This is a genomic window from Microbacterium sp. 20-116 (assembly GCF_041079415.1).
Classification (GTDB): domain Bacteria; phylum Actinomycetota; class Actinomycetes; order Actinomycetales; family Microbacteriaceae; genus Microbacterium.
In genome coordinates this window covers 178,262-198,912 of record NZ_JBFYGP010000002.1, presented here as the reverse complement: position 1 = coordinate 198,912, position 20,651 = coordinate 178,262, and the positions used below count along the sequence as shown (strand labels likewise).

18 protein-coding genes and 2 tRNA genes are annotated in these 20,651 nt (G+C 71.5%); 8 read left to right on the top strand and 12 right to left on the bottom strand.

Annotated features, from left to right (window positions below):
- Positions 1-7: 7 nt before the first annotated feature.
- Positions 8-655 carry a TetR/AcrR family transcriptional regulator gene (locus tag AB6V29_RS04995; RefSeq protein WP_267787968.1) on the top strand — a complete coding sequence of 216 codons (648 nt, stop codon included), beginning with the start codon at positions 8-10 and terminating at the stop codon, positions 653-655.
- A gap of 226 nt (positions 656-881) precedes the next feature.
- On the opposite strand, the gene AB6V29_RS04990 is transcribed toward AB6V29_RS04995, so the two are convergent.
- Positions 882-2,201, bottom strand: coding sequence for an MFS transporter (locus AB6V29_RS04990; protein ID WP_267787969.1), 1,320 nt, complete (start codon positions 2,199-2,201; stop codon positions 882-884).
- Positions 2,202-2,321: 120 nt separating this feature from the next.
- Here AB6V29_RS04990 and AB6V29_RS04985 point away from each other — a divergent pair, with 120 nt between their 5' ends.
- The 4 genes from AB6V29_RS04985 to AB6V29_RS04970 all read left to right on the top strand — a co-directional run bounded on the left by AB6V29_RS04985 (position 2,322) and on the right by AB6V29_RS04970 (position 4,893).
- Entirely contained in the window at positions 2,322-2,714 is a 393-nt protein-coding gene (locus AB6V29_RS04985; RefSeq protein ID WP_267787970.1) for a PaaI family thioesterase, read from the top strand.
- A gap of 301 nt (positions 2,715-3,015) precedes the next feature.
- The gene (locus tag AB6V29_RS04980) at positions 3,016-3,531 is read left to right on the top strand and encodes an RNA polymerase sigma factor (protein ID WP_210073230.1); all 516 of its coding nucleotides are present in this window, start codon (positions 3,016-3,018) and stop codon (positions 3,529-3,531) included.
- Positions 3,518-4,513 (top strand): hypothetical protein, encoded by a 996-nt coding sequence (locus tag AB6V29_RS04975; protein WP_267787971.1) that lies wholly within the window; start codon positions 3,518-3,520, stop codon positions 4,511-4,513. Before AB6V29_RS04980 ends, AB6V29_RS04975 begins: the two co-directional genes overlap by 14 nt.
- A complete protein-coding gene (locus tag AB6V29_RS04970; RefSeq protein ID WP_267787973.1) occupies positions 4,510-4,893 on the top strand; it encodes a hypothetical protein in 384 nt (127 codons plus the stop codon). Before AB6V29_RS04975 ends, AB6V29_RS04970 begins: the two co-directional genes overlap by 4 nt.
- Before the next feature lie 7 nt (positions 4,894-4,900).
- Here AB6V29_RS04970 and AB6V29_RS04965 read toward each other — a convergent pair whose 3' ends face one another.
- Together AB6V29_RS04965 and AB6V29_RS04960 are read right to left on the bottom strand one after the other, a co-directional pair.
- Positions 4,901-5,821, bottom strand: a complete 921-nt coding sequence (locus AB6V29_RS04965; RefSeq protein ID WP_267787974.1) for an aldo/keto reductase — start codon at positions 5,819-5,821, stop codon at positions 4,901-4,903.
- A gap of 34 nt (positions 5,822-5,855) precedes the next feature.
- The gene (locus tag AB6V29_RS04960; protein WP_369357341.1) at positions 5,856-7,325 is read right to left on the bottom strand and encodes an MFS transporter; all 1,470 of its coding nucleotides are present in this window, start codon (positions 7,323-7,325) and stop codon (positions 5,856-5,858) included.
- A 158-nt stretch (positions 7,326-7,483) separates the two neighbouring features.
- Here AB6V29_RS04960 and AB6V29_RS04955 point away from each other — a divergent pair, with 158 nt between their 5' ends.
- Positions 7,484-7,687 carry a zf-TFIIB domain-containing protein gene (locus AB6V29_RS04955; RefSeq protein WP_267787978.1) on the top strand — a complete coding sequence of 68 codons (204 nt, stop codon included), beginning with the start codon at positions 7,484-7,486 and terminating at the stop codon, positions 7,685-7,687.
- A gap of 121 nt (positions 7,688-7,808) precedes the next feature.
- Here the strand turns inward: AB6V29_RS04955 and AB6V29_RS04950 are convergent, their stop codons facing one another.
- The 8 genes from AB6V29_RS04950 to AB6V29_RS04915 form a co-directional block, all read right to left on the bottom strand.
- Complete coding sequence (locus AB6V29_RS04950) at positions 7,809-8,975, bottom strand: thiolase family protein (RefSeq protein ID WP_307313042.1); 1,167 nt, start codon at positions 8,973-8,975, stop codon at positions 7,809-7,811.
- A 3-nt stretch (positions 8,976-8,978) separates the two neighbouring features.
- The gene (locus tag AB6V29_RS04945) at positions 8,979-9,617 is read right to left on the bottom strand and encodes a 3-oxoacid CoA-transferase subunit B (RefSeq protein ID WP_210073215.1); all 639 of its coding nucleotides are present in this window, start codon (positions 9,615-9,617) and stop codon (positions 8,979-8,981) included.
- Positions 9,614-10,357, bottom strand: coding sequence for a 3-oxoacid CoA-transferase subunit A (locus tag AB6V29_RS04940; protein ID WP_307313043.1), 744 nt, complete (start codon positions 10,355-10,357; stop codon positions 9,614-9,616). The genes AB6V29_RS04945 and AB6V29_RS04940 overlap by 4 nt, the downstream gene beginning before the upstream one ends.
- 112 nt (positions 10,358-10,469) lie before the next feature.
- Positions 10,470-11,231, bottom strand: coding sequence for an IclR family transcriptional regulator C-terminal domain-containing protein (locus AB6V29_RS04935; RefSeq protein ID WP_369357336.1), 762 nt, complete (start codon positions 11,229-11,231; stop codon positions 10,470-10,472).
- Between the two features lie 96 nt (positions 11,232-11,327).
- A tRNA-Met gene (locus tag AB6V29_RS04930) sits at positions 11,328-11,401 on the bottom strand.
- Positions 11,402-11,435: 34 nt separating this feature from the next.
- Positions 11,436-11,507, bottom strand: a tRNA-Thr gene (locus AB6V29_RS04925).
- 67 nt (positions 11,508-11,574) lie between these two features.
- Positions 11,575-13,005 (bottom strand): peptidoglycan DD-metalloendopeptidase family protein, encoded by a 1,431-nt coding sequence (locus tag AB6V29_RS04920; RefSeq protein WP_369357334.1) that lies wholly within the window; start codon positions 13,003-13,005, stop codon positions 11,575-11,577.
- Positions 13,006-13,258: 253 nt separating this feature from the next.
- Entirely contained in the window at positions 13,259-14,056 is a 798-nt protein-coding gene (locus AB6V29_RS04915) for an inositol monophosphatase family protein (RefSeq protein ID WP_369357332.1), read from the bottom strand.
- Between the two features lie 62 nt (positions 14,057-14,118).
- Here AB6V29_RS04915 and AB6V29_RS04910 point away from each other — a divergent pair, with 62 nt between their 5' ends.
- Entirely contained in the window at positions 14,119-15,702 is a 1,584-nt protein-coding gene (locus AB6V29_RS04910) for a phytoene desaturase family protein (RefSeq protein ID WP_369357330.1), read from the top strand.
- 470 nt (positions 15,703-16,172) lie between these two features.
- Here the strand turns inward: AB6V29_RS04910 and AB6V29_RS04905 are convergent, their stop codons facing one another.
- The gene (locus AB6V29_RS04905; protein ID WP_369357329.1) at positions 16,173-19,628 is read right to left on the bottom strand and encodes a bifunctional proline dehydrogenase/L-glutamate gamma-semialdehyde dehydrogenase; all 3,456 of its coding nucleotides are present in this window, start codon (positions 19,626-19,628) and stop codon (positions 16,173-16,175) included.
- A 99-nt stretch (positions 19,629-19,727) separates the two neighbouring features.
- On the opposite strand from AB6V29_RS04905, the gene AB6V29_RS04900 reads away from it, so the two are divergent.
- Positions 19,728-20,615, top strand: a complete 888-nt coding sequence (locus AB6V29_RS04900) for a LysR family transcriptional regulator (RefSeq protein ID WP_369357327.1) — start codon at positions 19,728-19,730, stop codon at positions 20,613-20,615.
- Positions 20,616-20,651 lie beyond the last annotated feature (36 nt).

Genomic DNA, 20,651 nt, shown 5'->3' with positions numbered 1-20,651 from the left:
TGAATCCGTGCCCGCCGATCCCGTGACGACGCCCGCGACCGCCGACGACTCCGGCGCGTCCGCCGAGGCACCCGCGCGCCGGGGGCGTCCGGGCTACGACCGCGAGGGTCTGCTCGCCGTGGCCGTGCAGCTCTTCAACGAGCAGGGGTACGACGCGACGAGCGTGTCCGACCTCGCCCGCCGACTCGGGCTGACGAAGTCCGCGCTGTACCATCACTTCTCCTCGAAAGAGGAGTTGCTGGCCGTGGCGCTCGAGGCGGCTCTCGGCGGGCTCGAGGCCGTGCTCGATGAGCCCGGCGCCCGCGAGGGCGCGGCATCCGATCGCCTCCGCTTCGTGCTCACCGGGGCGACCGACGTCCTGGTGGCGCAGCTTCCCGCGGTCACCCTGCTCCTGCGGGTCCGGGGCAACAGCGAGGTCGAGCAGGCCGCCCTCGAGCGGCGGCGTCTCTTCGACCACCGCGTGACCGCCCTGGTCGCCGAAGCGCAGGCCGAGGGCGACGTGCGCGACGATGTCGACGCGGCGGTCGCCGCGCGTCTGCTTTTCGGCATGATCAACTCGGTCGTGGAGTGGTACCGCCCCGGCGGCGGCGTCGACGGCGACCGTCTCGGCGCCGACATCGTGCGCATCGCCCTCGACGGCCTCCGCACCGCCTGACCCGGTGCTCTACCCCGCCGGGTCGCGCCGCGGCAGGCGCACATCCCTGGTCCGTCCTGCGGATATCGTGGCGGCACGCCGCCACCGGCGACCCGGCATGCCGACGGCGGGCGACGAAGTCCGCGGTACGGCGCACCGTCCCCTCGGCCGACGCCGACGGACTCCTCCCCGCGACGCGTGACGGGGCCCCTCGCCGACGCGAAGGGCCCCGTCGCGGCATCCGGGATCACGCCCGCAGGTCGACGCCCTTCGTCTCTTTGATGAGCGAGACGGCACCGAGAGAGACGAGTGCGGCGACCGCGATGTAGAGGCCGATCGTCCACGAGGCGCCCGTGGAGCGCAGCAGCGCCTCGGCGATCATCGGAGCGAAGGCCCCACCCATGATGGCGCCCAGCGCGTAGCCGATCGAGACGCCCGAGTAGCGGACGTTCGCGGGGAACATCTCGGCGTAGAGCGCCGCCTGCGGCCCGTACGACAGCCCGAGGCCGAGGGTCATCACGAACAGCGCGACGAAGTACCAGAAGATGTTCGCGGTGTCGATGAGGAACCACATCGGTACGGCCCAGATCGCCAGCAGCAGGTAGCCGAGCTGGAAGGTGCGGATGCGCCCCAAGCGGTCAGACAGCCGGCCGCCCCACAGGGTGAAACCGAGCCAGCCGAAGGATGCCAGGGTCGTCGCCAGCAGCACGGTCGGGCGTTCCATCCCGAGGGTCGAGACCGAGTAGGTGGCGAAGAACGCGATGAGCAGGTAGCCGGCGGCGTTGTTGCCGATGAACACGAAGGCCGTCAGGGCGACCTCGCGCCAGTTCTTGCGGAAAAGCTGCCCGAGCGGGGCGGAGGACTCCTTGCGGCGGCGCACGAGGTCTTCGAACACCGGGCTCTCCTCCACCGCGCGGCGGATGAGGTAGCCGACGACGATGAGCACGATCGAGAACAGGAACGGCACACGCCACCCCCAGGCGAGGAAGGCCTCGGCCGACATCGACGAGGTGAGGATCCACAGGGTCGCGGTGGCCAGGATCATCCCCACCGGGACGCCGATCTGCGGGTACGCCCCGAAGTACCCGCGACGGTGGACGGGGGCGTGCTCGACCGAGAGCAGCGCCGCACCACCCCACTCGCCGCCGGCCGAGAAGCCCTGCAACACCCGCAGCAGGATGAGCAGGACGGGGGCGGCCACACCGATCGCGGCGTAGGTCGGCAGCACCCCGATGAGGGCCGTCGACACGCCCATCATGACGAGCGTCAGCACGAGCATCTTCTTCCGGCCGAGGCGGTCGCCGAGCCATCCGGCGACGACGGCGCCGAGCGGGCGGAAGAGGAACGAGATACCGATCGTGGCGAACGAGAGCACCTGGGCGATCGCGGGGTCGCTCTGCGCGAGGGGCGCGAGGAACAGGGGCGCGAGCACGAGCCCGGCCGCCTGGGCGTAGATGAAGAAGTCGTACCACTCGATCGAGGTGCCCACGAGGGTCCCGGCGAGCACACGCCGTTCCTCTCGTTTCATCCCGGTGGCAGGGGCGGATGCCGAGGTCAGCGTGGCCATGAGAACTCCGTCGTTCTGTGGGGCAGGTGAAAAACTCGTTCGACACCGTTACCGACCGAGCGTTCAGTAATAGTGTCAGAGGGATGCGCCCCCGACAAGAGGGCGCCGGAAGGAGCCTCCATGACGCCCTGGACCATCACCCCCGGCGCCCTCGACGAACGTCTCGGCATCATCGTGACCGAACAGTCCGCGGATCGGGTCTGCGCATCGATGCCCGTCCGAGGAAACACGCAATCGCTCGGTCGTCTGCACGGCGGCGCGACGGCCGCACTGTCCGAGGCGGTGGGATCGTGGGCGGCCATGATCCATGCCTCGACCCTGGGCATGGTCTGCGTCGGTGTCGACCTGAACATCACGCACCATCGCGGGGCGAAAGACGGCCGCATCCACGCCGTGGCCACACCCGCCCATCGTGGTCGACGCATGGCCACCTACGACGTCCGCGTGGTCGACGACGAGGACCGCCTGATCGCCACGGCGCGGATCACCAACCTGCTGGTCGATCCCGCCTGATCGACGACTGTCGTCTCACGGCGCGCACCGTCTCTGCCATTGTGGATCGCATGGAGAAGATCCGAGGGGTTGCGCCGCCCCCAAGCGGCGCAACCCCTCGCCCGTCGCCGTCAGACCCGAACATCGGACGACGGGCGTATGGGTGCCTTCTCGAAGCCGGAGTCGGCACCCACCCCCGCATATGTCGTGTCGGTCGTGGGCCGTTCCTTACACACCGACCCAGAATTCGTCTCCCGCGCGCCTCGGTAAGGTTCGCCGCCTCACCGACACAGCCTCGGTACACGCACGAGGAAAGACAGCGGTGACGGACGACGCAGATTTCGTGGCGCTCTTCCGTGAGCACTACACCGCCGTTCGGCGATTCGTCGAGCGGCGAGTGTCGGACCGCGAGGCCGCCGACGACCTCACGATGGAATGCTTCGAGATCGCGTGGCGCAAGCGCGACCCGCGCGAGCCGTTCGGTCTTCCGTGGCTGTACCGCACGGCGCGCAACCTCATCGCGAACGAGTACCGACGACGAGACCGGGAGGGGGCACTGTGGACGCACATCGAGGACCAGGTGCGCACCCTGTCGAACGAGTCGGAGGGCGAGATGATCGAGCGGCTCGTGGACGCGATCCGAGGACTCTCCGAGAAGGAGCGCGAGATCCTCTGGCTCACGTACTGGGAAGACCTGCCGGCCGCCGACGTCGGTGTCGTCGTCGGGGCGAGCGCGGGTACCGTGTGGACCCGGTTGAATCGTGTGCGCGCCAAACTCCGCCCGCTCCTTTCCGCAGCGCCCCTGTCCGCGGAGGAGGTGTTCGATGAACGACGATGAGCTCACCCGCGCGGTGCGCCGGCTCGACCCGGCGCGCACGCCCCTGGACGCCCCCATCCCCCTCGACGCCGAGCGCCGGGCTCGCGCTTTCGCCCGCACCGCGCGTCCGCCGCGCCGCCGACCCGCCTACGCCGCCTGGGGCTCAGCCGCTGCGGTCGTCGTCCTCGTGCTCGCGATCGTCACCGGAGTCCTGTGGATGCCGGGGAGCCCGGCATCCGCCCTCACCCCGGAACCACTCGTGTTCACCTCGATCTCGGAGGACGCGTCCCAGGTGATCGCGCAGGCGCAGGAGCGGTTGACCGACGGGTCGGGCCCCTCCTCACCCGAGCGACGGTCGCTTTCGCTCGGGTGGTACTACAGCGGTTCGCCCGACGAGGCCGAGGCGACGGTGTTCCGCCGCGAGTGGATCGACGTGCGGTGGAACGAGGACCTCTCCGGCTCGGTCGTGACGACGGCCGCAGAGGCCACCAACGCAGCGGGCGACACCGTCCCCACCGGCGATCCGACGCCCGGAACCGTGGTGGGCGACCTGCAGTTCGTGCAGAACCAGTTCTCGCCGCTCTCGCGCAACACCCCCGAGCCCACCGTCGAGGCGATGCGGGCTCTCGTGCTCACCTCGACCGGCGCCGGCGAGCAGTTGACGGCGGGCGACGCGATGCTCGGCGCCCGGGCGCTCCTGGGCGAGTGGACCCTCACCGGTGCCCAGCAGGCCGCTCTGCTCGAGGTGGTCGCTCAAGCCCCCGGGCTGCGCGTCGTCGGGACGGCGTTCGACCGACTCGGCCGCCCGGTCGTCGGTCTCGCCGCGGTACCGTCCGGGCTCACCACCTCCGAGGCGACGCTGCTGCTGTCCGCCGACACGGGCCGCATCGTCGGATTCGAATCCGAACTGCTCGCCGACAACGAGAACCTCAAACTACCCGCGGGCTCGATCACCGACTACACCCTCTGGGACGTCCTCGACAGAAAGGCCGAGACCGAATGACCTCGACAGACGAACTGCACCCCGACATCGCCGCGGCTCTCGCCCAGATCCCCGGCGGGGTCGTCATCGACTCCCATCACGCGGAGTGGCCGGAGCTGGGCATGACCATCGACGTCCCCTCCGACCACGAGGACGCCGTCGGCAGCTGCGCCACCGGGAACGTGTGCGCGTTCAGCGGGTCGAGCCTGTCGGGCACGCGGGTGTCGTACTCGACGTGCGGCACGTACTCCCCCAGCATCACCGTGCGTTCGATCGCCAACGCGCGCTCCGCCGGGTACCTGCAGGCCCGTTCCTCGTCGGGGTCGGTGCTCGCCACCGCGATCGCCACGTCATGGGCGAACGTCTCGGGCTCGGTCGCGACGCTGAACTGCGTGCCCTGACCCCCGGTCAGCGCCAGGGGCGCTCCGATCGGCGCTGCCAGTAGTCGACGGGGTCGGTCGCGAGCCTCCCCGCGGTGTCGACCGGTCGTGCACGCGCGCCTCGGCGCAGGTGCGCGAGCGTGGTCGCGCCGCTCAGCACGATGTCGGCCCAGGGCTGCGCCAACGCGGCACCGAGGGCGAAGACATCGGACGGCATTCCGGATGCCAGGGCCTCGAGGCGACTCCCCGATTCGGCGCGGGCGAGCTCGCCGTTGGCGAGGGCCTCTTTGACGACGATCGTCCACCCGGCGTCGTGGGCGTTCTGCAACGCGGGGGCGACCGAGGGCTCGAGGAGGTTCCACGTCGACTGCACGACCGAGAACGGGGAGTCCTCGAGCGCGAGGGCGGTGCGGATCACCTCGCCCTGGTGCGGGCCGCTGGTCGACAGGCCGACCCGCACGCCGCCGGCCCGCAGCCCGCGCAGCCGATCGAGCAGCTCGGTGTCGGCGAGAGCCGTGCTCTCGGGCGTCACCGAGTGGATCAGGTAGAAGTCGGGGGCCGACCCCAGGGCCTCGAGCGTCTCGGGCCACTGCCGGTCGAACATGGCGACCGAGTGCTCTTTGCGCTCGTGCACGGCGGCATCCATCTTCCATTCCCCGACGTAGGCGTAGCCCCACTTCGACCCCACGATGAGGTGCTCGCGCCGGCCCGGGTGGGCCGCGAGCCACGATCCCAGGAACTCCTCGGCCAGACCGTAGGAGCGGGCGGCGTCGACGTATCGGATGCCGAGCGCCCACGCCTCGTCGAGCAGCAGGTGCGCGCGCTCTCGCATCGCGTCGACAGTGCGCTCGGCGGGGTCACCGAGGTCGCTGTCGCGCGCGGTGGTGATGTAAGCCGGGCGGCCGACGGCGGCGAGGCCGAGACCCAGACGGGCGGAGGTGACGTGCATGCCTCGACGCTAGCGTCCGCGCGTATCGCCCGCTTCAGTGGCGACGCTGCCGGTGCACCTCGACCGCGCTGAGCAGGATGGCCGACCCCGAGAACACCACCGACACCGCGAGGGCGAGGGTCAGCGCGCGGGCGAAAGCGCCCGGGTCCCCCGCCGGATCCCCGGGGCCCGTAGCCTGCGCCGCACCCACGACCGCCAGCGCGAAGGTCGTCCCCAGCACCGTCTGTCCGATGGACGATCCCACCCGCTGAGCCGTCTGGACGACTCCGCCGGCGACGCCGCCTCGGCGGGGGTCGACATCGGCGAGGGTCAGCGTCTGGTTCGGGGTGACGATCGCCCCACCCGCGACCCCGAGGACGAACAGGGGCACGCACAGGCGCAGGATGACTCCCACCGGGTCGGTCGCGTCGGCACCGGACTGCACGAGGAGCCCCAGCACGATCGTGACCCCGGTGAACACCGCGACCGCGCCGACGAGCAGCGGGCGGCCCACGCGCGAGACGAAGCGCCCGGCCACGGGTGCTCCCACCACCGAGCCGATGGCGTAGGCCGTGACTCCCAGCCCCGACTGCAGAGCGGTGAAACCGAGGCCGTTCTGGTAGTACAGCGCGAGCACGAGGGGGATCCCGGTGTTGCTGCAGAAGAAGACGACGGCGAAGACGACACCCGTGACGAACGAGCGGACGCGGAACAGGCGCAGATCCAGCAGGGGCCCGGCATCCGCCTTCGTCAGGCGCGCCTCATGCCGCACGAGCGCGAAGAGGAACCCCGCGGCGGGGAGCAGGAGCAGGAGCGTCACGGGGCCGCCACCCTGGCCCGTCTCGACGATGGGGAACAGCAGGCACAGCACACCCGCGCCGAGCAGGAGCGCGCCGAGCAGATCGATCTGGCGAGCGGATGCCGTGGGAGACGGCTCATCGGCGGGAACCCACCGGCGAGCGAGCAGCACGGCCGCGATCCCGACCGGCACGTTGATGAAGAAGACCAGCCGCCAGCCGATGTCGGGGCCACCAGCCGAGATGAGCAGACCCGCGATCACCGGACCGAGCGCCGTCCCCGCACCGACGGTGAGGCCGAGCCTGCCGAAGGCCCGCCCTCTCTCCCACGCGGGGAAGGCGTTCTGGATGAAGCCCGACACCTGCGGGCCCATCATGCCGCCGAACAGCCCCTGGACGACCCGGGCCGCGATGAGGAGCCCCGCGTTCGGCGCCAGACCGACAGCCGCACTGGCGGTCACGAACCCGAGCACGGCGATCGTGAAGATGCGCCGCCGACCCCGCTGGTCGCCCAGCCGTCCCCCGATGACGGGGACCAGTGCGAAGGCGAGCACGTAACCGGTCACGATCCACTGCAGCTCATTCGAACCCGCCCCGGTGGAGCGCCCGATCGAGGGCAGGGCGACGTTGGTGACGCTGACGTCGAGGAGGGCGGCGAACTGCCCCATGAGCATGACCGACAGCGCGCTCCAGCGGCGAGGGTCGGGAGCGGGGGTGGATGCCGTCATGCGGCCTCCGCCACCGGAGCGGAGCCCGCGGCGACGCGAGGGATCGGCATGGGCCGAGCCTATGCCCGAGGCGACACGTCGGGGCCCGCGGCCTCTCCGGGGGAACACCGCGGCGACGCGGGGAGTTGTCCTCGGCAACGACCGACGAGTGGAACGCGATGACGTACAGAGACCCCTACGACGACACGGCGCAGCCGATCTGCCCCTCGTGCGGCGTGACGATGCACCCGCTTCTCGAGCAGGGCGGCGGCGCCGACGAGTGCCGCGAGTGCGGGTTCCAGCTGGAGTGGTCCGCCCCGGGGCACGTCCGCGACGACGACGACGACGACCGACCCCGCGACCGCTGGGCCGACGAGTCCTAGCCCCGAGCCACGCGTGTCGTCGCCGGAGCAGGTGGGCGACGAGAGCAGGCCGATTCCGTGCGGATCCACCTGCGCCCAGGGCAGCGCCCGTTCTCGTGGTGCGGATGCCGCGGCGGCGGCCTCAGCGTTCCAGGACGACCGCGAGACCCTGCCCGACACCGATGCAGATCGCGGCGACCGCGACACCCCCGCCTCGGCGCTTCAGCTCGTGCGCCGCGCGCGCGATGATGCGCCCGCCCGAGGCCCCCAGCGGGTGGCCGATCGCGATCGCTCCCCCGTTCTCGTTGAGGCGGGCGGGGTCGAGCTCGGTCCACAGCTTCGCGCACGCCAGGGTCTGCGACGCGAATGCCTCGTTGAGCTCGACGAACGACACGTCGGCCCAGGTCTTGCCGGCGCGGGCGAGGGCGCGGTTGGCCGCCTCGACCGGGGCGACACCGAACACATCGGGGTCGTTGCCGAATGCGGCCCGACCCGCGATGCGCGCGAGGGGCTCGGCATCCAGGATCCCCTCCGCTCCCAGCAGCACGGCCGAGGCCCCGTCGTTAATGGGCGAAGAGTTTCCCGCCGTGACCGTGCCGTCCTTGCGGAAGGCAGGTCGCAGACCCGCGAGCACCTCGGCGGTCGAATCGTCGCGGATGCCCTCGTCACGCGCGAGCGCGTGCCCCTCGACCTGCACGATCTCATCGTCGAAGCGTCCCTCTGCCCACGCCGCGGCAGCGAGACGGTGGCTGCGCGCGGCGAAAGCGTCCTGCTGCTCTCGGGAGATGTCGTAGATCTCGGCGAGCTTCTCGGCGCTCTCGCCGTTCGAGATCGTCCAGTCCGCCCTCAGACGCGGGTTGGTCATGCGCCAGCCGATCGAGGTGTTCCACATCGTCTGGTTCGCCGCGGGGAAGGGCCGCGGGCTCTTCTCGACCACGAAGGGGGCACGGGTCATCGACTCGACGCCGCCGGCGAGGACGACGTCGGCATCGCCGGCCTCGATCGCGCGGGAGCCCTGGATCACGGCATCCAGCGACGATCCGCACAGCCGGTTGATCGTCGTCCCGGGCACCGACGAGGGAAAGCCCGCCAGGAGGGCGCCGAAACGCGCGACGTTGCGGTTGTCCTCCCCCGCCTGGTTCGCATCGCCGAAGATCACGTCTTCGATGCGCGCGGGGTCGATACCGGTGCGCTCGACGACGGATGCCATGACGGTGGCCGCGAGGTCGTCGGGGCGCACGTCGGCGAAGGCCTTGCCGTGGCGAGCGAAGGGGGTGCGGACGGCGTCGTAGACGAAGGATGCGGGCATGTCTCAGGCCTCCAGGCTCAGACCGAGCAGGGACTCGATCTCTTCGTGCGTGTTGTCGCCGAAAAGCTCCCGCACGCGGAAGCCGTCGGGGGTGACGTCGAAGACGCCGTGGTCGGTGTAGACCCGCGAGACGCAGCCCACGCCCGTGAGGGGATAGCTGCAGGCGGCGACGAGCTTGGGCTCGCCGCCCTTGGTGAGCAGGTCGGTCATGACGTAGACGTCTTTCGCGCCGATCGCGAGGTCCATGGCGCCGCCCACCGCGGGGATGGCGCCGGGCTCGCCGGTCGACCAGTTGGCGAGATCGCCGCCGGCCGACACCTGGAACGCCCCCAGCACGCACACGTCGAGGTGCCCGCCGCGCATCATCGCGAACGAGTCGGCGTGGTGGAAGTACGCAGCCCCCGCGAGCGCGGTGACCGGCTGCTTGCCCGCGTTGATGAGGTCGGGGTCGATGCGCCCGCGCTCGGGAGCGGGACCCATGCCGAGCATGCCGTTCTCGGTGTGCAGGACGATCTCGAGTCCCGCCGGCAGGTAGTCGGCGACCAGGGTCGGAGCACCGATGCCGAGGTTGACGACCGCGCCCTCGGGAATGTCGGATGCCACGCGGGCGGCGAGATCGCGCCGCGAGATGCGAGTTGTCATTTCTCCTCCTCGGATGCCAGAGCCCGGCCCTCGATGTCGACGCCGCCGACGAACGCGCCGTCGCGGAGCCATGCGCGCTCCCCGACCGCGACCACGCGATCGACGTAGAGACCCGGGGTGACGACCGACTCGGGATCGAGCGAGCCGAGCTCGACGATCTCGTCGACCTGGACGATGGTCGTGGCCGCAGCCGCAGCCATGATGGGGCCGAAGTTGCGTGCGGTCTCGCGATAGACGAGGTTGCCCCAGCGGTCGGCGGCGCGGGCGCTGATCAGGGCGGCATCCGCACGGATGGGGTATTCGAGCACGTAGTCGCGGCCGTCGATGCGCCGCGTCTCCTTGCCCTCGGCGAGCTGCGTCCCGAAGCCGGTGGGGGTGAAGAACCCGCCGATGCCGGCGCCGGCGGCGCGGATGCGCTCGGCGAGATTGCCCTGCGGCACGAGCTCGAGCTCGACCTTGCCGTCGCGGTACAGCCCGTCGAAGACCCACGAGTCACTCTGGCGCGGGAAGGAGCAGATCATCTTGCGCACCTGCCCGGCCGCGAGCAGGGCGGCCAAGCCGGTGTCGCCGTTGCCCGCGTTGTTGTTGACGACGGTGAGATCGCGCGCGCCGTGGGCGATGAGCGCGTCGATCAGCTCGACGGGCTGACCCGCGCGGCCGAAGCCGCCGATCATCACGGTCGCGCCGTCGGCGATACCGGCGACGGCCGCCTCGAGGTCGGGAACGGTCTTGTCGATCATGCGGAGCATCCTTGCTTGTTCGCTCTGCGTACATGCGTACGTTCTGCGAACAGGATACGCCGACCACCGCGAAGACGGCAAGGGAGGACCGCTCTGGGCCCGCAGCCGGGATTCAGACCAGGCGGAGGTCCGCGTCGATCTCGGCCGCGGCGGCCCGCAGTGCCGGCAGGCACCGCTCTCGCCACTCGTCCGCATCCCCGCGAGAGCTGGCCGAGATGTTCACCGCCGCAACCACCGCCCCGGAGCGGTCGTGAACGGGCGCCGCGAGGGAGCGCAGCCCCTCTTCGAGCTCGCCGTCCACGAGAGCCCACCCCTGAGTACGCACCGCCTCGAGCTCGACAGCGATCGCATCGACGTCCGTCCGCGTGCGCGGGGTGAGAGGGGCCGGGTGCGAAGCGGTCACGACTTCTCGCGCGTCCGCGTCGGGAAGCGCCGCGAGCAGCACGCGCCCCATGCTGGTCGCGTAGGCGGGGAAACGCGTGCCGATCGTGATGCCGACGCTCATGATCCGTCGCGTGGGAACGCGGGCGACGTAGACGATGTCGGCCCCGTCGAGCACGGCCGACGAGACGCTCTCCCCCACCTCGCGCGACAGACGCTCGAGATGCGGCTGGGCCAGCGCCGGCAGCGAGAGCGCGGAGAGGTAGCTGAAGCCGAGCTCGAGAACGCGCGGCGTCAGCGAGAAGACCCGACCGTCGGCGCGCACGTAACCCAGGGTCTCGAGCGTCTGGAGGAACCGGCGGGCCGCGGCACGGGTCAGATCGGCGCGGCGGGCGACGTCGCTGAGGGTCAGCGCCGGGTTCTCGGCGTCGAAGGCCCGGATCACCTCAAGACCGCGAGCGAGGGATTGGACGAACTCTCCCGAATCACTCACGCGGCTCACCCTATCGGGGCGCCGTGAGGACCTCGTGCGGGAACGCGTCGGAGAGAAGCGAAAGCCGCCCCGGAGGACGGCTTTGCGGCGAATATGTAGCGGGAGCGGGGCTTGAACCCGCGACCTCACGATTATGAGTCGTGCGCTCTCACCAACTGAGCTACCCCGCCGCACGGCATCCTGGATTCAGATGAGGATGCCTTGAGCCCCGAGTCAGGATTGAACTGACGACCCCTTCCTTACCATGGAAGTGCTCTGCCACTGAGCTATCGGGGCGTACCCGGATCGCTCCGGGCAACTAGAAGAGAATATCAGACCTCGACACTCTCTTACGAATCGAGCCTCAGCCGCCGGCGTGCTGACGCAGCCACGCGATGGGGTCGATCGGGGTCGTGCCGTTCTGGAGGATCTCGACGTGCGTGTGCGCGCCGAACGATCGACCCGTGTTGCCGGTGCGTCCGAGGAACTGGCCGACGTGCACCTTCTCGCCCGGGGTGACCTGGAGCGAGCCGTACTGCATGTGGCCGTACCGGCTCGAGACGAGCTGTCCGTCGATCACGTGGTCGATCAGCACGGTCACACCGAAGGCGCCACCCTGCTCGGTCGCGATGCGGACGGTGCCGTCGGCGATCGCCTGCACGGGCGCACCCTCGCCGGGAACGAAGTCGGCACCCTCGTGGAAGCCGCCGTCGCGCATGCCGAAGCCGTACGAGATCGAGACGCCGACCGCGAAGGGCCATTGGATGGGCGACGTCGGGTTGTTGACGTAGAAGTTGGTGGGGTACTTGATGCCCGAGTCGACGGCCATCTTGGAGTACGTGGTGGCGCTGTAGCCGTCCGCGCGGTCGACGACCGCGGCCTGCGACTGGGCCGGGGCGACGTACGCCTGGATCGCCCCGTCGGACGAGGCGACGTCTCCGCCGACCGCGAGACGCGTGGTCGCGGTGTCGGCGACCGGAGCGGTGATGCTGTCGGTGCCGCTCGCCGAGGCGATGGCGCTGACCGGCATGGTCATGCCCACGGTGAGGAGTCCGACGACGCCCATGACGCCGACCGAGAACGAGGTCGCGGCGATGCGGCGGACGTTGCGGCGGGTGCGGGGAGCGGCCGCGGCGGGCAGCCCCTCCGACACCGGCTCGGGAGCGGGGGCGACGGGAGCCGCCTGCTGCGTGGGCGTCTCGCCGGTGAACGAGAACAGGCGCGCGGCGGTGGCGAATTCATCGGCCACGGTGTCGTCAGCGGGGAACGCGGCGGCGGCGACGGGCTCGATAGCGGCCTGTTCGAGCGGCTTCGACGCGCGCGCCGCGGCCGGCTCGGCGGCAGCGACGACCGGCTCGGCCACAGCCTCGTCGGCGGTCGAATCGAGGATGACCGACGCCTGGGGGCGACGGCGCGACCGACGGCTCACGGGAAGCGTGATGGGCGAGGTCGGGAGGGACACCGGGGTGGTGGCGACGGCGCCGTCCGCGCTCTGCAGGATGACGGCGACGTCGTCGGCACGACGCTGCTCGTCGACGACGGTGACGTCGAGGGCGTCGGAGGCCGCGGCATCCGGAGTCTGCTCGGCGGGAGCCGCGGCGGCGGCGCGAGGCGGCAGCGTGGGCTCGATGGTCGCGGCGATGACGGTGCCGACGACGGCAGCGGCGACGCTCTCGATCAGCTCGGACTGAGAGGCGGCGTCGGCGTCGACCGGGGCGGGGTCGGCGCCCTGCGGCTCGGCGGCGGGGGCCTCGAGCGTGGCGACGGGGGTCTCGCTCGCGGAGCGACGGCGCATCTCGGCTCGGGTCAGCCGGGGGGTCGTCTCGGGAGCGGGCGTGGGGAGGGGGCGACGAGACCGTCGGGTGACGGCGGGCTCAGTCTCAGAGGCTTCTGACGGCAACGCGGAAGGGCTCTCGTGTCGTGTCGCGAACGCGACGGCTTCGGGCTGTAGGGGCTTGGCCATCTCCGCAGGTTCGGGTTGCGGAAGATAACGAACTGGTAAACACCCTACCTCGGCTGATCTGAGAATGCCATGGGCGCGGCCCCTGTCACCGCTCGTAGTCGAGGAGCGGCTCGAGACGGCGGTAGAACTCCGGCCCCGCGGCGATCACCATGCCGTTGCCGGGGCGTCCGCCGGGCGCTCCCCCGACGACTCCGCCCGCTTCGGCGACCAGCAGCGCGCCGGCGGCGTGATCCCACGGCTGCGTGCCGCGCTCGTAATACGCGTCGACGCGACCGGCGGCCACCGAGGCCAGATCGAGGGACGCCGCGCCGATACGGCGCACGTCACGGGCGATCGGCATGACACGCGACAGCTGCTCCAGGGCCGGACCGTGGGTCTCGGGGTTGTACCCGAAACCGGTGGCGACGAGTCCCCCGGCGGGGCCCACCTCGGCGACCGACAGGCGCTGGTCGCCGAGCCAGGCGCCCCCACCGCGCGAGGCGCGGAAGAGCTCGCCCGTCACGGGGTTGAAGACCGCCCCGGCGAGCGCGGTCCACGACGCGGTCTCGGCGGTGCCCTCGACAGCGGCGATGCTCACGGCCCAGGCCGGGATCCCGTAGGCGTAGTTGACGGTGCCGTCGATGGGATCCACGACCCACGTGATGCCGCTCGTTCCCTTTTCGGCGCCGGATTCCTCGCCGAAGAAGCCGTCGTCCGGACGCTCTCGCGCGAGCTCCGCGCGAATGAAGGCCTCGACCTCGCGGTCGGCGGCGGTGACGATGTCGGCGGCCGCCGATTTGGTCGCGGCGACCGTTACTCCCTCGCGACGGCGACGGTGGGCGAGTTCACCGGCCTCCCGAGCGATACGCGTGGCGATCTCGAGCAGGTCGGCTGCGGAAGTCATGGCATCCAGGCTACGTGCGCCACCCCCTTCGGCGAATTCGCCGCTGTCGTTAGCGTGGGCTCATGACCGCTTCGGATTCTCGCCGGTACGACGTCGTCATCGTGGGGGGCGGGCACAACGCCCTCGTCGCCGCGGCCTATCTCGCCCGGGCAGGGCGCAGCGTGGTGGTGATCGAGAGATCGGATGCCGTGGGCGGCGCCGCCGTGTCGGAGCGCCCGTGGGCGGGTGTCGATGCGCGCCTGTCGCGCTACTCGTACCTGGTGAGCCTGCTGCCGCAGAAGGTCATCGACGACCTGGGTCTGCGCGTCGACCTGCGCCGCCGCCGCTACTCCTCCTACACACCCGACCCGGCCGATCCCACGCGCGGGATCCTCGTCGATACGCGGGATGCCGAGGCGACGGCCGCCTCGTTCGCGCGCACCCTCGGCGACGCGGAGGAGGCCGAGCGCTTCGCGGCGTTCGGCGAGCGCCTCGCCCCGGTGGCCCGGGCGGTCTTCCCGACGATGACCGAGCCGCTGCCCACGGCGGACGAACTGCGCGAACGCGTGGGCGACGACGAGCTGTGGGAGGCCCTCACCACCCGCCCGCTCGGCGACCTGCTGCGCTCTTCGTTCGAGAGCGATCTGGTGCGCGGTATCGCCCTCACCGACGCGCTCATCGGCACCTTCGCCTCGTCCGACGACCCCTCCCTCGCGCAGAACCGCTGCTTCCTCTACCACGTGATCGGCGGCGGGACGGGAGATTGGGACGTCCCCGTGGGTGGCATGGGCGCGGTCACGGCCGAACTCGAACGCGCCGCTCGCGAAGCGGGGGCCGAGATCGTCACCGGCGTCGAGGTCATCTCGATCTCACCCGACGGCGACGTGCACACCATGACCGACCGCTCCGACGTCTTCCACGGCGACCTCGTGCTCAGCGGCGTCGGCCGCGCCGTCCTCGACCGCCTGCTGGCTGCGGGCGGCGCCGCCACGACGAGGGCGGAGGAGCCGGAGGGTGCGCAGGTGAAGGTCAACATGCTGCTCTCGCGGCTGCCGCGACTGCGAGACGAATCGGTGACCCCCGAAGCGGCGTTCTCGGGCACCTTCCACGTCAACGAGACCATGACCCAGTTGGATGCCGCTCACGTGGCGGCATCCGGAGGGCTCATCCCGGAGCCTCTCCCGGTCGAGATCTACTGCCACTCGCTCACCGACCCGTCCATCCTCGGTGAGGAGCTGCGCGCGTCGGGCGCGCAGACGCTCACGATGTTCGGCCTGCAGGTGCCGCACCGGCTCATCGCCGACACCGACCCGGTCGCCGCGGGAGCACGACTGCTGGCCGCCGCCCAGGCGTCGCTGGAGTCGGTGCTCGCCGAGCCGCTGCGCGACTGCATCCTGCGGGCGCCCGACGGCCGGCTCTGCATCGAGGCCCGCACGACCAGCGACCTTGAAGCCACGCTCAACATGGCCGGCGGCGACATCTTCCACGGCGCCCTCTCGTGGCCGTGGCTCGACGCGCCCGCCGACTCCCCCGCCGCGCGCTGGGGAGTGGCGACGCCGCACGCGCGGGTCTTGCTGTGCGGTTCGAGCGCTCAGCGCGGCGGGGCGGTGAGCGGCATCGGGGGTCAGAACGCGGCGATGGCGGCGTTGGAGATCCTCGGTCGGTGAGGGCCGGGGCCGGGGCCTCCCCCGTCCTGCGGAGGTTCTGCGGGACACACCGCTCAGGCCCTCACCGTGCCTGGCGTGTCACCGCCGAACTCCGCACGACGGTCCGCCATGGGCGCGGAGCGTCTCGACGATCTGGGCGACGGCATCCATCAATGCCAGTGTCGACGGCCCAGCGTAGCCGAACACGACCGGCCGCCGGGGCGGGTCGACAGGTACCCCTCCCCCGCGAAGATCTCGTACGCGGCGACCGCGGTCCCGCGGCGTCGGGAACGACGTAGCCGCCACCCGGATCCTCGACGTGCCTGTCGTGCGCGCCGTCCTGCGGACTCCGACCCCGACACGCCGACCCACACCACCCCGACCCGGCGGGTCGCCACCGGTCTCCGCCGGACGGTACGCCCGCGGCACCGTCCCGGGCCCACCGAAGAGGCGGGGCCGCCCCGAAGGAACGGCCCCGCCGTCGGGGGGGATCAGCCGACCAGCGGCGGCACCTCGTACCGGCGCGGCGTCCCGAAGCGGTGCGCGGTGATCGACACGGCCTGCTCGCGCAGGAACGGCAACAGCTCGACGTGCCCGGCGCGGGTGACGTCGCCTGCGTAGAGGGCGACCGAGGGCGAGCCGTTCGTCGCCTCGGCCACCGCCACAGGCGATCCGCCGAGCAGGCGGATGCGGCCACCCGTCCGGGCCAGCCGCGCAGCGCGGCGACCCCACTCGGCGGCGTCTTCGACCGCGGCGCGGACGCCGACGCCCTCGAGCCAGGCACGCACCGCGGGCGAGAGCTCGCGAGCCGTGCTCACCGTCACGGCCGACCCGACGCGGACACCCGCGGCGACCACGCGCACGAGCGCAGCCTCCGACGCGTCCTCGACGCGCACGGTCACCGGAACCGCGGCGTAGCGGAGCACGTTCTGCTCCGACTCCAGGCCGGTCACGTCACGGGCGAGCGAGAACTCCCCGGCCCACGCGGCGGCATCGCTCGAGAGGGCGGATGCCACCCACTCGCGGTCCGCGGCGGGCACGGCCGCCAGCGCCGGGGCGGCGAGGGCGTCGGGCGTGCGGGGCGACGAGGTCTCGGCATCCGCCCACGTTCCGAAGCCGAACAGGTAGTGCGGTCCGCCGGCCTTGGTGCCCGCGCCGACGGCGGACTTCTTCCAGCCGCCGAAGGGCTGGCGCTGCACGATGGCGCCGGTGGTGCCGCGGTTGACGTAGACGTTGCCGGCCTCGATGCGCGCGAGCCAGGTGTCGATCTCGGACGAATCCAGCGCGTGCAGGCCCGAGGTGAGGCCGTACTCGATGGCGTTGACGATCTCGATCGCGTCGTCGAGGGTCTCGGCGGTCATGATGCCGAGCACGGGACCGAAGTACTCGGTGCGGTGGAACTCGCTGCCGGGCTGCACGCCCTCGCGGATGCCGGGCCGCCACAGCATCCCCTCGTCGTCGAGGCGCTTCGGCTCGACCACCCAGCGCTGGCCGGGCTCGAGCGACGTCAACGCGCGCAGCAGCTTTCCCTGAGCGGGCTCGATGAGGGGTCCGATGCGCGAGGCCTCGTCCCACGGCATACCGACCTCGAGCGAGGTGACGGCATCGACGAGCTGGTCGCGGAAGCGCCGCGAGCGCGCCACCGATCCGACGAGCACGACGAGGGATGCCGCGGAGCACTTCTGGCCCGCGTGGCCGAAGGCCGACATCGCGACGTCTTTCGCGGCGAGGTCGAGGTCGGCACTCGGCGTGACGATCACGGCGTTCTTGCCGCTCGTCTCGGCCAAGAGCGGCAGGTCGGGGCGGAACGAGCGGAAGAGCTCCGCCGTCTCGTAGGCGCCGGTGAGCACGACCCGCTCGACGGCGGGGTGCGTGAGCAGCTGACGACCGAGATCGTTCTCGGACACCTGCACGAGCTTGAGCACCTCACGGGGAACCCCCGCCTCCCACAGCGCCTCGACCATGACGGCGCCGGAGCGCTCGGCGAGACCCGCGGGCTTGATGACCACGGCGGAACCGGCGGCGAGCGCGGCGAGGGTCGAGCCCGCGGGGATCGCGACGGGGAAGTTCCACGGCGGGGTGACCACGGTGACACCGACCGGGGTGAAGGTCGCGCCGTCGACGGCCTCGAGAGTGCGCGCCTGCTCGGCGTAGTAGTGGGCGAAGTCGATCGCCTCCGACACCTCGGGGTCGCTCTGCTCGATGACCTTGCCGCACTCGGCGCCCATGATCTCGAGCAGGTCGGCGCGACGCTTCTCGAGCGCGTCGCCCGCGCGGTGCAGGATCTCCGCGCGCTTCGCGGCTCCGAGCTCGCGCCAGCCCGCGGCAGCCGTCGCGGCATCCTGGATCAGTGCGTTCAGCGTGGCTTCGTCGGTGACCGTGTGGTCGGCGATGGTCCGCGCGCCGAGCGGCGAGTCCTCCATGCGCGCGACGATCGCCCGCGACCAGTCGCGGTTCGCCTCGATCGCCGGGTCGGAGTCGGGGGTGTTGCGGAAGCCGTGCGCGGGGGCGAGAGGGGCCTCGGCCGAGCGGTCCTGCACCCGGTTCGAGGCGGGAACGCCCTCGGGCATGTCGGCGAGGGATGCCAAGAAGCGGTCACGCTCGCGAGAGAACAGCGCCTCGTGGGTGTCGAGGTCGAACACCGCCGACATGAAGTTCTCGCTCGATGCGCCCTCTTCGAGGCGGCGGATCAGGTACGCGATCGCGACGTCGAACTCCTGCGGGTGCACGACGGGGGTGTAGAGCAGGATCGAACCGACCGTGCGGCGGACGACGGACTGCTGCGCGGTCGCCATGCCGAGAAGCATCTCGACGTCGATGCTGCCGGTGACTCCGCGACGCTCGGCGAGGAGCCAGGCGAGGGCGACGTCGAACAGGTTGTGGCCGGCGACGCCGATCCGCACGTTGGTCGTGTGCTCGGGGCGCAGCGCGTAGTCGAGGACGGCCTTGTACGAGGCGTCGGTCGCCTGCTTCGAGGGCCAGGTGGCGAGCGGCCAGTCGTGCACGTCGGCATCCACCCGCTCCATCGGCAGGTTCGCGCCCTTGACCACGCGCACCTTGATGGGGGCTCCCCCGGATGCCACGCGCGCGGCGGTCCACTCCTGCAGGCGGATCATCGCGGCGAGCGCGTCGGGCAGATAGGCCTGCAGCACGATGCCGGCCTCGACGCCGTGGAACTCGGGCTCGGCCAGCAGCGTCTCGAAGACGGCGAGGGTGAGGTCGAGGTCTTTGAACTCCTCCATGTCGAGGTTGAGGAAGGTGCCGGTCTCTTTCGCCACACGGTAGAGGGGGCGCAGGGCCGCCACCGCGTCGGCGACGGCGGCGTCGAAGGCCCAGGGCGTGTGCGGGGCGACGGTCGACGAGACCTTGATCGAGACGTAGTCGACGTCGTCGCGGGAGAGGAGCTTTCGGGTGCCGGCCAGGCGCCGCGCGGCCTCTTTCTTGCCGAGGATCGCCTCGCCGAGCAGGTTCACATTGAGGCGGATGCCGTCTCCCCGACCGCGGATCGAGGAGATGGCCTCGCCGAGTTTGCGGTCGGTGGCGTCGACGATCAGGTGGCGCACCATCGAGCGCAGTGCCGTACGGGCGGCGGGCACGACGATCTGCGGCAGGATGGGCGCGGCGAACGCACCGAGGCGGATCGCGGCTTTGAGGTGCAGCGGCAGGAAGCCCGGGATGAGCGGGGTGAGCGCGGCGAGGTTGCGCGCGGCGACGCGCACGTCTTCGGGGCGCACGACGCCGTCGACGAAGCCGACGGTGAAGTCGAGGCCGTGCGGGTCGCGCAGAACCCCGGCCAGCCGCTGGGCTGCGGCGTCGACGGGCTCGTTCCGGCTCTCGGCGAGCCAGCGGCGCACGAGGGCGATCGCCTCGTCGGCGAGCTCGTGGGCAGAGACGAGTGCGGCGGGGGTGGTGCCGGACGTGGTGTCGGGGACATCGGTGAGCGACATGGCGATCCTTCCTCGGATGTTTTCAGCATGGGGCTGCCATCCGTTCGGGAAAAGCGATGATTCCTGACGCATACTGATCGATGAAATCGAAGGGATGCCATGTTCGACCTGCGCCGTTTGCGCCTCTTGCACGAGCTGTCGGTCCGCGGCACCCTCGCGGCCGTCGCCGACGCCCTCTCGTACAGCCCGTCGACCATCTCGCAGCAGCTCGCCCTGCTCGAGAGAGAGGCCGGGGTGCCGCTGCTCGAACCGGACGGACGGCGCGTCCGTCTGACCGCCCAAGGGGCCGCTCTCGCGGCGCACGCCGCGCGCATGCTGGCCGCCGATGAAGCGGCCCGCGCCGAACTGGAACGCATGCGGCCGTCGCTGGCGCCCGTGCGGGTGGCCGTCATGCAGTCCGCCGCGCACGGCCTACTCCCCCGAGCCCTCGACGCCCTGGCCGGGAGCGAGCCGAACCTGCGCATCGAGGTCGCGGAGCTCGCCCCCGAGGAGGGACTGTTCGAGGTGGCCGCGCGCGGCTTCGACCTCGTCGTGGCCGAGCAGTACCCGGGTCACACGCGCGAGCATCGCGAGGGGCTCGAGCGCAGCCTGCTGGGGCGGGATGCCATCCGTCTGGCCGTCTCGAGCGACGATCCGGCGCAGAGCCTGGAGGACCTGCGCGAGCGCGCCTGGGTCATGGAGCCGGTGGGCACCGCCGCCCGTCAGTGGGCGACGCAGCAGTGCCGCGCCGCCGGGTTCGAGCCCGACGTGCGCTTCGAGATGGCCGACCTCACCGCGCACGCCCGGCTCGTGGCATCCGGTCATGCCGTCGGCATGATCCCCGATCTCGTCTTCGCGGGCGAGACGCCTCCCGTGCGACTCGTGGGCCTGCCCGGGCAGCCGCGACGCGAGGTGTTCACGGCCGTCCGCCGCGGAACAGCCGACCGCCCCGGCGTACGCGCGGTGCGCGAAGCACTGCAGGTGGCGTACGACCGGGGCGGCCGATAGGGCGCCTCTCGCAGACGATCACTCCCGTCTGCGAGC

Coding starts and splice junctions, on each gene's coding strand:
- AB6V29_RS04990 (WP_267787969.1), bottom strand. CDS start 2,201: ATGGCCACGCTGACCTCGGCATCCGCCCCTGCCACCGGGATGAAACGA.
- AB6V29_RS04985 (WP_267787970.1), top strand. CDS start 2,322: ATGACGCCCTGGACCATCACCCCCGGCGCCCTCGACGAACGTCTCGGC.
- AB6V29_RS04975 (WP_267787971.1), top strand. CDS start 3,518: ATGAACGACGATGAGCTCACCCGCGCGGTGCGCCGGCTCGACCCGGCG.
- AB6V29_RS04970 (WP_267787973.1), top strand. CDS start 4,510: ATGACCTCGACAGACGAACTGCACCCCGACATCGCCGCGGCTCTCGCC.
- AB6V29_RS04965 (WP_267787974.1), bottom strand. CDS start 5,821: ATGCACGTCACCTCCGCCCGTCTGGGTCTCGGCCTCGCCGCCGTCGGC.
- AB6V29_RS04960 (WP_369357341.1), bottom strand. CDS start 7,325: ATGACGGCATCCACCCCCGCTCCCGACCCTCGCCGCTGGAGCGCGCTG.
- AB6V29_RS04955 (WP_267787978.1), top strand. CDS start 7,484: ATGACGTACAGAGACCCCTACGACGACACGGCGCAGCCGATCTGCCCC.
- AB6V29_RS04950 (WP_307313042.1), bottom strand. CDS start 8,975: ATGCCCGCATCCTTCGTCTACGACGCCGTCCGCACCCCCTTCGCTCGC.
- AB6V29_RS04945 (WP_210073215.1), bottom strand. CDS start 9,617: ATGACAACTCGCATCTCGCGGCGCGATCTCGCCGCCCGCGTGGCATCC.
- AB6V29_RS04940 (WP_307313043.1), bottom strand. CDS start 10,357: ATGATCGACAAGACCGTTCCCGACCTCGAGGCGGCCGTCGCCGGTATC.
- AB6V29_RS04920 (WP_369357334.1), bottom strand. CDS start 13,005: ATGCGCCGTCGCTCCGCGAGCGAGACCCCCGTCGCCACGCTCGAGGCC.
- AB6V29_RS04915 (WP_369357332.1), bottom strand. CDS start 14,056: ATGACTTCCGCAGCCGACCTGCTCGAGATCGCCACGCGTATCGCTCGG.
- AB6V29_RS04910 (WP_369357330.1), top strand. CDS start 14,119: ATGACCGCTTCGGATTCTCGCCGGTACGACGTCGTCATCGTGGGGGGC.
- AB6V29_RS04905 (WP_369357329.1), bottom strand. CDS start 19,628: ATGTCGCTCACCGATGTCCCCGACACCACGTCCGGCACCACCCCCGCC.
- AB6V29_RS04900 (WP_369357327.1), top strand. CDS start 19,728: ATGTTCGACCTGCGCCGTTTGCGCCTCTTGCACGAGCTGTCGGTCCGC.